Origin of the sequence: Prevotella sp. P2-180, from assembly GCF_002251435.1 — a bacterium.
Classification (GTDB): Bacteria; Bacteroidota; Bacteroidia; order Bacteroidales; family Bacteroidaceae; genus Prevotella.
In genome coordinates, this window is the sequence record NZ_NPJI01000081.1 from 1 (window position 1) to 14709 (window position 14709).

Below are 14709 nucleotides of genomic sequence, written 5' to 3' on the forward strand. Positions count from 1 at the left end.
CAATGAGATACACAAATTTTCAAAGAACTAATTCTATTACTAAAACGTTAAATATCAGAGCTTTAAATTAACATTTCAAACAGGGCTAATCCAGTGCGTTTTTGGAACGACAAACTGGACACCCTAGCAATTTTCTTTCTTTCCACCAGCCAGAACTTGGCAATACAACAATTTTATCAACGTCTGCCAATTCTGCTGCTGTGCATTCTATCCAATCTGACTGTACTGTACCACGGGCTCTTCTCTGTTGTTTGATGGTCCAACAAGTCTGGCGACTATAATTATTGTTTGTTGTCTTTTGTCCTTCAATACTATTATTTCTTAACAGAAATTCCTCAGGTGTCTCTGTCGCACTTTTTACATCAAAATGTAAAGTGGCTGAAGGGTATCGATACTTGTTGTATCTACCTGCTAAACTTGGTGAAGGTTCGATGTAATATGAAAGTGTAATTCTCATCCTAACTTTCTCTTCCCCCATTTGCGCTAAGTACTCTGAAGGCCAAGGCAAATCATAATAATGCAGTTGGTTATATTTATTGGAACCACTTGCTTCTACAAATGGCTCCAAACAATTCTCAAAAATATAGGTTGCGCACCGTTCGTTACTGAAGAGAGCAAGTTCTTCATCAGGAACTCCATATCCACACAAAGACATTCTATCGTCTAAGTTCTGAATTCTTTTCATTTCATCTGTCCAGTGCGCTGTATGTACCATTAATCCACGAACCGATAGCATAGAGAGTTGTGGATTAGTGGTTTTGATCCTTGCTGCCAATCGTGCAGCCAATGCAGTTGCCGCACTAGTCGCTTGGAATGTTTCCAATGGCTCTGACAAATCTGCACTCGTCGTAACCAAACTGACTTCGTGGTGAGACCATGTAGCACCATATTGGTCAGAAACGACGTTTCCTCCTTCCATGACGATTTCAGGCTTGTTACACTTGTTGCGCCACATCCAAGAACTTTTGGAATAAGGTGAGACACCACCAGGAGCAGCTATCGCCGTATATGTAGTGTCGTTAAATATAGTCTTTTCTGTATATGCGCCTATAGTCAATGCATTCCATGCTTGCGCTGGACTTTGCACAGCGTTAGCCTTACAGGATTCAAGATAATCTATAGAATCTACTTCTAAAGAATTTATGTTTCCAGCTGAAACCACGACCAACCTGTCACATGCCCCATGATTGTATATGCTCATGTCCAATGATGCGGAACTTGATGTGGCTGTTCCATCGTAAGAGTCATCATCGGTCACTGCCATACAATGGATACTTGCACCAAAGTCTGTAGCCTGATTAATGGAATCCTCAATAACCGCGCCATATAAATCTTTATCTGTCTTATGGCCATTTTCGAATATCTTGACTGATGACAAAACATGAGTAACAGGCTCAATCTCTCTTCGTTGGTAAACAACATCTGTCAAATCACCATACAAAATCAGTCCGGCCATATCTGTTCCATGAAAACTGTGGTCAATCGAATCTTGTACATTAATGGCAGTTGACATCCTGTCATCAGGTAATGCTGCACTGAGCAATTCATGGGAATTGTTCACACCACTGTCCAACAAGCCGACTCGTACACTGTTGTCATCTATGGCTAAAGGAGCAGCACTAGCCAATAGCGAACTCCACAGTCTATTATTCTCTTTATCCCCCACAAGTATGGAAGGATGTCGGTAGGGTCTCACTCCTTCAATGAAATCCAACGCATAGGGTAGTTCTTGCAGTTGCGACTTTGTTCCACTCACCAGCCATATGGCTACGCTTTCAAAGTCTAAGGGATGGTCATTTACTCCAAAGCCAATGCTACATAAGGTAAGCTTGACTTTCTCTGAATTGTAAGAGGAATCTATGTTAATCCATACCTCGTATTGGCTAACAAGGTTGTCAGGAATTGCATTGAACTCGTCCGCTGATGTGTAAAGAGAATAAATGTCCGCAGTTACGACATTTTCTATAGGTACAACCGTTGTGGCGAATTTGGGATGACCCTTGGTCGTGTCTTGTCGCTTATAGGCCTCTGCCTTCTTGGAAAGCCAATCCTTCTTCTCTTTTTTTACGAATACGGTTACATCAACATTCCCATCCTCTCTTTGGGGCGATACCTTCATGATGGTTGCGCCTTCTCTCTCGGCATATTGGTCTTGCACAAAATTGTGCTGCATCTCCAGGTCAACGTAAATGCCATTAGCAGAAGGCATTCCTCTTCTTTCCCTCTCTTCCAATATGGAAATGGAGTTTTTCACAGCCGTCTCGTAACAAGACTTGATTAAATCTGCATGGCCTTGCCTGTCTCTTTTGGGTAGCTCTTTACCAGCGAATCCCTGTCTACGGGGCTTATAGTCTCTTGCTTCTGCGATTTTGTCGCCTAAAAAGAAATGATTCTTTCTCATACCAGCACCTCTTTTTATACTATCTGACTATTCAATTGATGGCGCATGTTGACAATGGACTTCACCAAGTCCATATTAATCTCAACCCCCTCATTAAGCAATGATTCCTTGAAGATATCAGAACATATCATCTTTATTTCAGCATGGCTCATGCCTTCAAACAGAGGCTCAGCCATAGAGAAATCCAAGTCTCTCGCAGTGTAGAGATACTCTTTTATTAGCAGCAATCTCTGCATTTTATCAGGATAATTATACTCAATTACATCATCAAACCTACGGAACAATGCTTTATCAATAGATTTAATATTATTAGTTGCTGCAATAATAAAACTCTCCGATTCATCCCGTTCTAACAGCTGGAGAAATGTGTTTAGTATTCGACGCTGTTCACCAACCTCATTGTCCATGCCACGTTGCGAACCGATGGCATCGAATTCGTCAAACAAATAAACAGCAGGCACTTCACCCATAAAATCAAAAATACGAGCGAGCTTCTGCCCCGTTTCACCCATAAACTTGGTTACGACTTTTTCAGTCCTTATAATAAAAAAAGGTAGGTGGAACTCCTTGGCCAAAACGCCAGCAGTCATGGTTTTCCCTGTACCTGATGCGCCAAAGAGCAACAGCTTACGGCGGTTGGCTAACCCATGTTTGATAAGGTCATCACGACGCACGTATTCTTTAACTATCCTTTCCAGTTTATCCCTTACTTCTTTATGGACAACCATGTCCTTCAATTCAAAAGAGGATTCTGATTGTATGAGCAAATCATCCACATCCTTATTCCGGGATGTCAAGCTCAGAGTTCCAAAAGAAGTTTGCTTCTGTTTGAGCATATCCTGAATAGTCCGTGCGATGACCACATGACCATTCTTTGCCTCTACAGCTGAAATCTGTAAGGCTATCTTTCTGAACTGCGCATCATCATTATTGATATGATTGCGAATCAGTGATAGTATCTGCTCTGCATTAGCCATTTTTATAGAATACACAATTTTGCGTTGCAAAATTACGTATTTTTATCCAATTCAAGGTTTTTCTATGCCAAATATTGCCGTTAATTATGCTTTTTTTGCTATTCTTCTTGGTTTAGACACCAAATTGCTTCGTTTTTGTGTCTTGTTCCTTTATCCGCTTCTTCTCTATCTCCTTGCCGTATTTGTTGATAATCATCATCTGCACATCAATAGTCAGGGGCCTCTTTTGGGAGTCCTCCACCATCATAGGTTCATTGACCACAAACATCTGGAAATCGCCGCTGCGCTTCATTATCCACAATGCCTTGCCATCCTTGTTTCTTTTCAGGTAAAGCTTATTGCCGATGGTGCAGATGCCGTCATCAGCCCTTATCTCCCAGTTGTGATAGGCAATGAACCGCTCTTCGTGAATGTTCATGATATACACCAAGTCGCCGTCATACACCAACTTCACAAAGCCCCTGTAACGCACTACGGGACGATGATGATAGACAAATCCCGTGTTCCCGTCAAACCATCGTTCCCCTTCTGCGCTTTGCTGGCACTCCCCCCCAATGGACTCGGAGGCTACTATCCGAAAGAACTCTCCATCCTTCTCTACCTGCTTCCCATACAGACTCCATTCTCCCGTTGTCACGTCAGCATGCAAGAAACCGTTTCTCCTCCTTTTCAGCACCTTCGTCTTCCATTCCTCCAGCCTTTTGTCACACAGAGCCATAAAAGCCTCCTTGCCTCCAGCTTCTTCCTCGCTGACCAAGGGGCAGTCAAGGTCTTGCTGAAAGTACGTCTTGCTCTCCTCGTCCTTATACACACGCATACCATTGTCCATCACCTCCTGCAGCTCATACACTTTGTCGGGTTCGTGCAACGACATATAGCGTTTCATCCACCCGAAGCCGTCGCCTACCTGCGTCTCCAACGCCTTGCGGTTGATGCCACACTTTCCGTCCACCCACTTCGACCGTATGCGTGGATAGAACGTCAGACCGTCATCGGTCATCATCTCCACGCCCTTGAAGTCAACAGCAACGGGATTCCTCTCGAATGTGATGCCAGTCAGTGTGTCAACCCACACCCATACCTTTTTGCGCTTTCCGCTCAACAACACGTCCTTCTTCTTCCTTTCAAATCCCGCCCTGCCAAGTCTTTCAAACCTCGATGCCATTCCCTCGTGCCCCACAATCTTCACCAGAGCCGCATCCCCTTCTTTCCTGAAAGAGCCACTGTTATGGTTAAGGTCAAAGTCAAGGTTATTTAATTCTTTCATCCTTTCATCCTTTAATCCTCCGAAGTACACCTCCCAGTTTCTCTCTCCCGAAGGCAACCCAAACCTCCTGTACAGCCCCACATTGTCGATAATCGTGCAGCACACCTTCCCCTCATGCACTCTCAATCCCCGTCCCACCATCTGCAGATACTTAGCCAACGACAGCGTAGGACGCGCCAACTGTATAAACTCCACATCCGGGCAGTCAAACCCCTCAGAAAAAAGGTCAACACTCACCAATATCTGAATGCTATGCGAAGCTGCCCCAGAACGCCCCTCCGCCCCAGAACGCGCAGCCGCCCCTGTATGCGCAGCCGCGCCCTCGGCGCATAAACACTCGCAACTCTGTTGCGTAAGCAATTCACGAGCCACCCCTTGTGGGCGAGAGCTTGTTTGCTCGTACAGGCCCAGCCGGCCAGGCTTTAAGTCCTTTCCCTCCTGAGGAGGGAGAGGATTTAGGAGAGAGAGGTGGAGCCCCTCTTCAGGGGAAAAGTCCTGATTAAGCGAGAGCAATGACAAATGTATTTGATCATTGCCGAGCGTGAAGGACTTCGGCGTAGCCAAAGAGGGGACGGGGGAGTTTTCGAAAAAAGAATTTTCTAAAGAAGAAGACGAGCTATGCTTTTCTACAGAAGAAGCCTTCCTTTCGAAATCGCAACTTTGTTGCGTCAAACACTCGCAACTCTGTTGCGTAAGCAATTCACGAGCAACCCCTTGTGGGCGAGAGCTTGTTTGCTCGTACAGGCCCAGCCGGCCAGGCTTTAAGTCCTTTCCCTCCTGAGGAGGGAGAGGATTTAGGAGAGAGAGGTGGAGCCCCTCTTCAGGGTAAGAGGGGACGGGGGAGTTTTCGAAAAAAGAATCCTTCCCATTTCCAAAAACACTCTTTCTAAAACCTTCAATAAGAAGCTTCCTTTCAGGAAGCGGCGTCTTCGAACTTATGGCATAAGCCGCAACCCCCTTCCCCCTAAAAAACTCCGCAATATGCTCAGCATGAGCAATATCAATAGCATACACAATCCCCTTTTTGTCGTAAGCAAACCGCTCAAACGACTCGAACAGCCGTTCGATACAAGGCGCGATATCCAAAGTCTCATGCAGCTCCTTCATCTGGAAGTCACCGTCAGCCCCTCGTTTTTTCAGGTTGTCGATGAGTTTCTGCTCATCACTCTCTGGTCGGATAGAGTAGTAGTCGAAGGCCGACAGCCACCCCTCGGCAATGAACCGCTTCACGGTCCACGAGTCAACCAGCATGTCAAAAAGATCCGTGAATCCCTCGCCAGAGAGGCGATACGGCGTTGCCGTCAGTCCCAAGAACCTTGCCTCAGGCCATGCGTCCCACAGCTGTCTGTAGGTCTGGGCTACAGCATGATGCGCTTCGTCAATGATGATAAAAGAAGGAGAGAGGCAGGCAGTCAGAGCATTTAGCTTAGAACTAAGAGTTTGTATCGACGCAATCATCACCGGCTTTATCTCTTTCACCTTCTTGCCGCCGGCAATCACCCCATAGTCGATGTCATATCTCTCCAGATGTTCCCCCGTCTGCTCAATCAACTCGATGCGATGAGCAACAATCAGCACTCTTCCCTCATAGGAGTTGCAGTGTTTCACTGCAAAAGAACCAAGATACTGCCGTACCATTTCCGCCAATACCACAGTCTTTCCCGTTCCCGTAGGCATCTGCATCATCACACTTCTGTGTTTCTCAAACGCCTCCCTCACCCGTGAGCAAATATCAATCTGATAGTCTCTGAGGTTCAGACTTACCTGTCCCTCAGATCCGCTTTTAATCTTTAATTTCAATTTATTAGTCTTTTTATCTTTTATCTTTAATTTTTATTTTTTAATCTTTAATCTTTTAATTTTCCCTTATGGTTTGCCTTTTAAAATCTTTAATTTTTTAATCTTTAATTCTTTAATCCTTCTTTAAGGTTCACCTTTTAATCTTTCTCCCCCTTTTAAAATCTTTAATTTTTTAATCTTTAATCTTTTAATTTTCCTTCTTTAAGGCTTGCCTTTTAAAATTTTAATTTTTTAATTTTTTAATTTTTAATCTTTTTATCTTCCCTTTCCCCACCGTCAGCTCCACCGTTCCGTCAGGCCGTATCTCCACCCTCTCATATCTTGGCTCTATCTCCACCTTGCCATCAATGGCAATCACGCCCCAGAAGCCAGGGCATGACTCCACGGCACAATACTTCCCCACGGGCGTAAGTATGTTGCGGTACATTGGAGGAACCACCATTCGTCCGTTGCTCCTCAGTCCCCATTTGCCGCCAATGCGGATTGGCTCGACAATGGTCATGGCTTTCATCTCTTTCTCGCGTGTTCTCTCTTCCTCCCTTTTAGCCGCAGCTTCCTTCTCGATATACCTGTCAACGGATTCCCGCTTGATGTCGTTCAGCGTAAGGGTCATCACAGCTCGCTCGGCTTCATTCCTCATGTAACCCAACTCCCGCCTTGTCACCTTGCCCGTCCTCCCGTCCATCCAGACATAGGTGTGCAGTCCATTCTCATCCATCACCAGGACTGAGTCATCCTTATACTTCCTCAACAGCCAATAAACCTTGCTGTCATCGTTCTTCAACAGGCACACTTCAAAAACGCCATACCACCGAAAGACATCGTTGAGGCTTTCATCGTCTGGTATGTCGAAGCAAGTCAGTGGCAGGTACAGTCCATTGGGGCTTGCTGCAATGAGGTCAGGCTTCCGCTCCACCATATAGCACTTCCGCGTTCTGGTACACAGGAAACCTCCGACATACAGCAGCTCAAATTCCTTTCGATGCAGGATCTGCGGCATACTGCCATACATCTGTCCCGATTTCATATCGACATAGAAGACAGACCGCAGATAGCCTTCATCGTCACTCGGCGCATTCTTCAATGTGGGGTTAGCCAGTATCTCCGCAACGCCGAACTTCAGTTTCAGAAAGTCATGCTCCGCAAATTCTATATGCCGACATTTATCAATCTGGTAGATGACTTCTCCGTGCTCATCCACCACACCGACATTCCCCGACTCGAAGTGCACACACTTCAATCCGTCCTCCCGGGCATCAAATACCTCTATATATCTGTTTTCGTTATCCATGTATATAACCCTTTAACCCTTTAACCCTTTAATTTTTTAATCTTTTAATTTTTTAATTTTTTAATTTTTCAATCTTCCTTCTTTAAGGCTTGCCTTTTAAAATCTTTAATTTTTTAATTTTTTAATCTTTAATTCTTAATCCTTCTTTAAGGTTCACCTTTTAATCTTTCTCCCCCTTTTAAAATTTTAATTTTTTAATCTTTAATTTTTTAAGGCTTGCCTTTAAAAATCTTTAATTTTTTAATTTTTTAATCTTTAATTTTTTAATCTTCCCTTTCCCCACCGTCAGCTCCACCGTTCCGTCAGGCCGTATCTCCACACCTTCATATTTTGCCTCTATCTCCACCTTGCCATCCACGGCAATCACGCCCCAAATACCAGGGTATTTCTCCACTGCACAGTACTTCCCCACGGGTGCCTGTATAGTGCGATAGGTGGCAGGAACAACAATGCGCCCATTCTGTTTCAACCCCCATTTTCCACCAATTTGGAATGGTACACCCCCCGTCATGTCATCCAATCTTTTCTGCCGGTAACGTGCAGCGGCCTTCTGCTCCTCTTCCTTATCGCGCTGCATCCTGTTTCTCACCTCCACCTTAATGTCATTGACGACCATGTTCACCACACTTTTCTCAGCCGAATTACTGGTACTTCCCAGCTCTCGCCATACCACCTTGCCAGTCTTCTTGTCAAGTCTCACATAGTAATGCATCCCTTCGTCATCCATCACCACCACCGACTCGTCTTCAAACTTCACCTCCAGCCAATACGTCCTCTCTTCATCGCCCTTGAAAAGACATTTATTATAAAGGGGCTGTTTGTACAACAACTTCTGGAAGACATCCTTCTCCGTTCCGTCATCGGCGACAAATTCTAAATACAGCCCATTACGAGATGACCGTACAAACGAAGGATGGGTATCAGAACTATAGCACGGCTTGGTTCTGGTGAACATGTGTTCGCGAATAAAGGCCACCTCAAAATCTCCATACCGGTGCAGCTTGGGCATACTGCCGAACAGCTGCCCCGACTTCAAGTCAACATAGAAGATATGGATGCACGAACAATCCTCGTCACGGAGCATATATCGCAACTCAGGATTGTTCATCACTACCGGCCTGCTGCTTCTCAGTTTCACAAAGTCATGGGCAGCAAACGTCGCATGCTTGAAATTGCGCTTTGCAAAGAGTACTTTGCCGTGCACGTCCACCACACCGACCTCTCCCGACTCGAAGCGCACGCACCTCAGTCCGTCCTCCCTTGTGTCAAATATCTCAGCAATTCCGTTCCCTTCACTCATCTCTTATCCCTAATCACTAATCAGTAATCAAAACTTCCCCACCTCGTCCTCTTGCGGACCTCCGTTCCCTCCCCGGGACACTGACCAGTCCCCTGTTCCGATTCGACGTTTTAAAATCTTTAATTTTTTAATCTTTAATTCTTTAATTTTCCTCCCCTGTCCCGATGCGAATAATCTTTAATTTTTTAATCTTTAATTCTTTAATTTTCCTCCCCTGTCCCGATGCGAATAATCTTTAATTCTTTAATCTTTAATTCTTTAATTTTCCCTTATGGCTTGCCTTTTAAAATCTTTAATTTTTTAATCTTTAATCTTTAATTTATCTTCCCCCTCCTCTGCCTCGCGTCTTTAATTTTTAATTTTTAATCTTTAATCTTCATACCTGTCCCCCGACTCTCTCAAGTTAAATATTGCTAAATATGGAGACAAATACCACAAAAACTTTCCATATATAGAATCTTTTAATTACTTTTGCAGCATGGATAGAAATATACAATATTATAAGAACTATTTCATAGACTTCTACAATGCGCTTGATTCTGCCACACAGCGAAAGCTCGCTTATGTTATTCAATACGTTAAGACTGAGACAAGATGGAACGAGAAGTTTGTAAAGTTTATCCGTGATGGTCTCTTCGAGTTAAGAGCAATGCATAACGGGAACATATATCGGGTATTTTTCATACTTGATGAGGGCAATATTATCATTTTGTTCAATGGTTTCCAAAAAAAGACTCAAAAGACTCCCAAACAAGAAATTGAAAAAGCAATAAAATTAAAAAATCAATATTATGCAGAAAAACAATAATCTTCACAGTTTTGATGCCGTTATGAACGAACAGTTTGGCGTTCCGGGCACACCAGAGCGAGAGGCATTCAATAGAGATGCAGAGAACTATTGCATCGGTCAAATTATTCTTGAGGCTCGAAAAAGAGAGAAAGTCACTCAAGAGGCGCTAGCAAAACAAATTGGCACAAACAAGTCATATATATCAAAAATTGAGAATGGACTTGTAGAGCCGAGTGCATCTCTTTTTCTTCGGATACTCTCATCTTTAGGGCTCCGTTTTGACATTGTCAAACCACTCGTACAGTTATAAGTTTATCACGTTATGAAAAGCCCTCGGCGCTTAGATAATCGCAACTCTGTTGCGTAGGCAATTCACGAGCAACCCCTTGTGGGCGCAAGCTTGTTTGCGAGTACAGGCCCAGCCGGCCAGGCTTTAAGTCCCCTGTCCCCTGAGGGGAAAGGGGATTTAGGGGAAAGCGGTGGAGCCCCTCTTCAGGTTAAGAGGGGACGGGGGAGTTTTCGAAAATGGTACCTGGGACATGTCACTGTCCCGTCTAAAATATAATCTCAAATGTTGTACTAATTTTTCACTGCGGTGAAAAAAGCTAAAGTCCTGCGGCTTATAACCTTCCACTACAATATTTCACACTTATTTTACGTTTCTCTCCACCACAAATAACCATGGCCAATAACACATTGGTCATCCGTAAGTTGCCACTTGCCTTTTGGAAACCATGCAAAAACCGACATCTTTCCCCATAATATTCTGATTACATTTGCGGCGGACGTACAACCGTCGGCGCTTCATACCACCTTGCAGGCGATACGAAGCCTATCTTGTTTTAAATTTTAAATATAAATTCACCGAAGTCCCTTTGACCCACTCTGACCCGTCTATTGATGCGGCATCAATCAATTTGTCCGACGTGATACTTAGCATCTGTCACACCATTCCCATAGTAGAATTAAAGTACCAGTCCCATGACCCTCTAAACCAGCTTACTTATTTTGCAACCAATACTGATTGTATAGAGGGTATAAACGATCGATGATAATGCGCATTGTTTCCTGGAAAGTCGCAGCGTCAGCGACATTGATCTTTTTGAGGAACGAATTCCAACGGACGTTGCGTTTGGCATCAGCAGCAAATTCAGGAGTGAATAGCTGCAAATCAGGATTGTATTCCAGTTGGCGGTTGTCGAAAGTGGCACATATCGCATCATATAATGTTTGATCGTTTATATGGTGACAGGCTTCTTCATGACAGGGATATTTCAAGATAGTTGTTAAGGACATTGGCTACGCGCAAGCGTCGGGCATAGTCGGTGAGTCGCGATAGGTTGTGGTTGGGGCGTGATAGATAGGAACGTATGACCTCGGCGCAGAGGTCGAGACCTATCTTGTTGCGATACTTGACGGCATCGCATACGCTGCGCTCGATGTCTGTGATAAGGACTTCATAACCCGATATGTTCTTCCGTTCAATGCCGAACTCAAGATTCTCCGGTTTCCAATAATAAAGATTGACGGGCACTGCTGTTGGCACTTTTATCCTACGCTTGCTACCGATGGCGACACAGAAGGCTGGCGGCACCTGAGTGGATAGCTGGTAATGCATCCAAGCGGAATACATACATACCACTCCTCCAGGCACGATTTTGTCTATGTCTATCATTGTACCCAATGTTGCTTCGGGCACGGCATACACACCATGTCGAATCCTGATGAGTTCTCCACGGTCAACAGCCCGAAGGACACGCTTGTATTCAGCCTGTCCTGTCATGTTGTCTGTTGTTATGATTCCGCCTCGTGAGGCTACTGCATCTGATATGTTGCTCATCGTCCTTTTTCTTTATTCGGGTACAAAGGTAACAATTTTATTTCATATACGTACAATTTTACACGGAATATTTTTATTTTCACCGCAAATAAATGACGTAAAAGTGTCAAATAGGCGAACCACGGACAATCATTAATCAGTAATCTTTCATCAGTAATCAAAACTTGTTGTACTAATTTTTCACTGCGGTGAAAAAAGCTAAAGTCCTGCGGCTTATAACCTTCCACTACAATATTTCACACTTATTTTACGTTTCTCTAAAAGGTGAAGGGAGATGACGGAACTCTTTCACACCCCCGTCATTAATCCCCTCCACCACAAAATAATATGCCCAATACAACATTGTACAAGGCGATCGCGGCTGTACCTAAATTCAGGGACCGCATTTCGCTTTTTACTAAGAAACTGCGTCTGGCACAGTATGCAGACGGCAGTATCTATGACTATCGCCTGAAAATTGCTCAGGCAGTGTTTTTTTTCAATAAGTTGCCGGATGAGTTCACACAGACGGACATCGACTACTATCTGTCGACACTCCTGGACAAAAACCGTTGCAGCCTGTCCTTCTTCAAGCACATGATTTTCGGACTGCAGGCCTACTACAAGGTGATGGGGCTTAAGCAACCTGGAGGACTCGTACTCCCTCCAGTGCGCAAGCCGAAGAGGCTGCCGCGAGTGCTCTCCCAAGAGCAGATTGCCCGCCTTCTCCGCAACTGCTCCCTGTACGACAAAACCCTGCTTGCCATCATCTACGACTGCGCCCTCAGGGTCGGCGAGGCATGCCGCCTCAGATGGGACGACATCTGCTTTGACCGCAAGAAGCTGTTCGTCTTCCAAGGCAAGGGGCGTAAAGATCGCTACGTGCCCATTTCCGACCAGATGCTCGTCGTGCTCAAGGCATATTCTCACCTTGCAACAGGGATGCACTGCGCAACATACAGAAGCAGCTCGATGTGCCGCTTTGTGCCCTAACGCGTCGTAAAACACTGTATATTGTATCATTTGTGGCATGATTTGAGATTGTGACATCTCTGTTTGTATATATTCTAAGAGGTACAAGTCCGTTTTTCTCATCCGTAAGTTGCCACTTGCCTTTTGGAAACCATGCAAAAACCGACATCTTTCCCCATAATAATCAGATAACATTTGCGGCGGCAGTACAACTTTTAGCTTCATACGGCCTTGCAGGCGATACGAAGCCTATCTTGTTTGACTATTTATTATCATCATTCACATTCTCTTGCTTATATTTTTTCACAATATCACAAACATATTGAATGAACTTCATATTATCGTCAACATATTCTTCAGATTTTGACAATAGAGTAATAATTCCTGCCATGATTTCCCCTTTGTCCTCTTTTATCCTTTGATCAACTCGCTCTTCAGCTAAGTCCACCCTATATAAATGACACGTATCAATTGTAAAACGCCCCTTGGGAGTTTTGCCTCTATATAAGATTCCACCTACCAATTCTATATGGTCTGAATATCTGTCATACATTGGATGGATAATATTAAAACCTCTACCGTCTTTAGGATATTCTTCAATATTTTTGTTGACCAACACCTCTTTAGTGCCTTTGTAATCATTACATACGGGACAAGCAATACATAAGTTCTGCGGAAGAAACATCCATTTTGGATGTGCATCTTTATGTACGATATGCTCGCGATGCATTGGTACACAAGCTAATGGAACATGAATTCTACAATAGGCACACAGTTTATTCTGTTTTTCATACATGTCCTCCCTCAGGTTTTTCTTAAAACTTACCACATCCTTCTTCTTCGAATTCCAGTTTTTGGGCGCAATACCTTTTGCCTCCAATTCCGCAATGGCCTTTTTCTCACCCTCTGAAGGCATATAAGGTTCCGTCACGATGAAGTCTTCTATCTCATTCATAACAGGTTATTTGTAAGCTTTGACAATGGTATTCAGAACCATCTTCATAGGGTCGATATCGCTAAGATGCTGAGAAATCTCTTGCAATTCTTTCAACTCGTCAGCTACCTTTTCTGGTGAGATACTGTTATTCCCCATTTGTTCAAGTAAATTTCCAATCCTTTCGCCAAAATATCGATTTCTGTCCGTAGCAGTCCTAAACACTTTCAACAAGACCTCTTCTGCCGACCAACCATAAGTACTTTCCGAAATCATATTCGCTATCAATTCTCCATTTTTGTCGTTTTCCAATTGTATAACGGAAGAGCGTTTCAAGGGAAGGTCCGATACAATCATATGACTATGAGTGGCAATAATAAGATGGCAGCTTAAGCCTTTCAAAGCTCTGTTGAGGTTGTCTATCAACGACATTTGCCAGTTCGGATGCAGACTCAATTCTGGCTCATCTAATAAAATGAGAGCATTCGAATTACTGACAGCAGCAGATATACTCAGTATTATTGAAATTAGTGCGAACTCACCAGAGCTTAAATCATCAGACATCACTTCGCATCCATTCTTGTGAAATTTACAATTTATTGAGTTCACTAACTCATATTGTTTCAGCTTATATATTATCTGTAAATCCTTTAAGGCATCCTCAGATTTAGTACTATTGTCAATATCTATTTCGAAAACGAATTGATTGTTTCCGGTTGATGTCTTCTCTTTGTAAAAATTATATAATTGGTTGGATTTTGATAGCTGTTCTTGCTTCGTTAGGTTTTTGTATTCCCGGTCATTGTATACACGTTGAATTATCTTTTGCATGGCAGTACCATTTTTTCTGGTATTCATTACAAAAGTATATGCCAATGATATTTTATGGTCATAACCTACAAAATCTAAAGTCGAAAGTATATTCTGCCTTTGTCTGTCATTCATATTTTCGCTCAGCGCAAACAACATACGAAAGACGATTGCCGAAGAGGAAATCATATTTCCATTAACATGTGCACCTACATATTTATCCTCAAATCCGCAACCGCCCTCATAAGATGACACAGAGGTCAAAAAGGTAGCGGCACTGCGGCAAAAGAGGGCGCAACGCAGCAAAAATCGCCACAAAGACGCATAAATTCCCCTTACCCCACCACG

11 protein-coding genes are annotated in these 14709 nt (G+C 43.7%); 3 read left to right on the forward strand and 8 right to left on the reverse strand.

Features of this window, described 5'->3' with window-relative positions; genetic code table 11:
* Positions 1 to 85: 85 nt before the first annotated feature.
* The 5 genes from CIK98_RS11255 to CIK98_RS11275 form a co-directional block, all read right to left on the reverse strand.
* Complete coding sequence (locus CIK98_RS11255) at positions 86 to 2401, reverse strand: S8 family peptidase (RefSeq protein ID WP_094384326.1); 2316 nt, start codon at positions 2399 to 2401, stop codon at positions 86 to 88.
* Positions 2402 to 2415: 14 nt separating this feature from the next.
* Positions 2416 to 3378: an AAA family ATPase gene (locus tag CIK98_RS11260; protein WP_094384327.1), complete on the reverse strand. Its 963-nt coding sequence runs from the start codon at positions 3376 to 3378 to the stop codon at positions 2416 to 2418.
* Between the two features lie 112 nt (positions 3379 to 3490).
* Complete coding sequence (locus tag CIK98_RS11265) at positions 3491 to 6445, reverse strand: DEAD/DEAH box helicase family protein (RefSeq protein ID WP_094384328.1); 2955 nt, start codon at positions 6443 to 6445, stop codon at positions 3491 to 3493.
* Positions 6446 to 6668: 223 nt separating this feature from the next.
* Positions 6669 to 7736 carry a hypothetical protein gene (locus CIK98_RS11270; RefSeq protein WP_094384329.1) on the reverse strand — a complete coding sequence of 356 codons (1068 nt, stop codon included), beginning with the start codon at positions 7734 to 7736 and terminating at the stop codon, positions 6669 to 6671.
* A 232-nt stretch (positions 7737 to 7968) separates the two neighbouring features.
* The gene (locus tag CIK98_RS11275; RefSeq protein WP_094384330.1) at positions 7969 to 9036 is read right to left on the reverse strand and encodes a hypothetical protein; all 1068 of its coding nucleotides are present in this window, start codon (positions 9034 to 9036) and stop codon (positions 7969 to 7971) included.
* 478 nt (positions 9037 to 9514) lie between these two features.
* Between CIK98_RS11275 and CIK98_RS11280 the strand changes: the two genes are divergently transcribed.
* The gene (locus tag CIK98_RS11280; protein ID WP_094384331.1) at positions 9515 to 9844 is read left to right on the forward strand and encodes a type II toxin-antitoxin system RelE/ParE family toxin; all 330 of its coding nucleotides are present in this window, start codon (positions 9515 to 9517) and stop codon (positions 9842 to 9844) included.
* Positions 9828 to 10136 (forward strand): helix-turn-helix domain-containing protein, encoded by a 309-nt coding sequence (locus CIK98_RS11285; protein WP_094384332.1) that lies wholly within the window; start codon positions 9828 to 9830, stop codon positions 10134 to 10136. The genes CIK98_RS11280 and CIK98_RS11285 overlap by 17 nt, the downstream gene beginning before the upstream one ends.
* 948 nt (positions 10137 to 11084) lie before the next feature.
* On the opposite strand, the gene CIK98_RS11295 is transcribed toward CIK98_RS11285, so the two are convergent.
* Positions 11085 to 11666, reverse strand: coding sequence for a type IV toxin-antitoxin system AbiEi family antitoxin domain-containing protein (locus tag CIK98_RS11295; RefSeq protein WP_094384334.1), 582 nt, complete (start codon positions 11664 to 11666; stop codon positions 11085 to 11087).
* Between the two features lie 327 nt (positions 11667 to 11993).
* Here CIK98_RS11295 and CIK98_RS11300 point away from each other — a divergent pair, with 327 nt between their 5' ends.
* On the forward strand, positions 11994 to 12638 hold the full coding sequence (locus tag CIK98_RS11300; RefSeq protein ID WP_094384335.1) for a site-specific integrase: 645 nt from the start codon (positions 11994 to 11996) through the stop codon (positions 12636 to 12638).
* A gap of 241 nt (positions 12639 to 12879) precedes the next feature.
* Here the strand turns inward: CIK98_RS11300 and CIK98_RS11305 are convergent, their stop codons facing one another.
* Together CIK98_RS11305 and CIK98_RS11310 are read right to left on the reverse strand one after the other, a co-directional pair.
* Positions 12880 to 13572 (reverse strand): HNH endonuclease, encoded by a 693-nt coding sequence (locus CIK98_RS11305; protein ID WP_094384336.1) that lies wholly within the window; start codon positions 13570 to 13572, stop codon positions 12880 to 12882.
* 6 nt (positions 13573 to 13578) lie between these two features.
* Positions 13579 to 14709, reverse strand: a 1131-nt coding sequence (locus CIK98_RS11310) for an AAA family ATPase (protein WP_141210519.1), incomplete at its 5' end; no start/stop codon positions are given.

Excerpts from the sequence above, each read along its gene's own strand:
- CIK98_RS11255 (WP_094384326.1), bottom strand. The coding sequence starts at position 2,401 with ATGAGAAAGAATCATTTCTTTTTAGGCGACAAAATCGCAGAAGCAAGA.
- CIK98_RS11260 (WP_094384327.1), bottom strand. The coding sequence starts at position 3,378 with ATGGCTAATGCAGAGCAGATACTATCACTGATTCGCAATCATATCAAT.
- CIK98_RS11270 (WP_094384329.1), bottom strand. The coding sequence starts at position 7,736 with ATGGATAACGAAAACAGATATATAGAGGTATTTGATGCCCGGGAGGAC.
- CIK98_RS11275 (WP_094384330.1), bottom strand. The coding sequence starts at position 9,036 with ATGAGTGAAGGGAACGGAATTGCTGAGATATTTGACACAAGGGAGGAC.
- CIK98_RS11280 (WP_094384331.1), top strand. The coding sequence starts at position 9,515 with ATGGATAGAAATATACAATATTATAAGAACTATTTCATAGACTTCTAC.
- CIK98_RS11285 (WP_094384332.1), top strand. The coding sequence starts at position 9,828 with ATGCAGAAAAACAATAATCTTCACAGTTTTGATGCCGTTATGAACGAA.
- CIK98_RS11295 (WP_094384334.1), bottom strand. The coding sequence starts at position 11,666 with ATGAGCAACATATCAGATGCAGTAGCCTCACGAGGCGGAATCATAACA.
- CIK98_RS11300 (WP_094384335.1), top strand. The coding sequence starts at position 11,994 with ATGCCCAATACAACATTGTACAAGGCGATCGCGGCTGTACCTAAATTC.
- CIK98_RS11305 (WP_094384336.1), bottom strand. The coding sequence starts at position 13,572 with ATGAATGAGATAGAAGACTTCATCGTGACGGAACCTTATATGCCTTCA.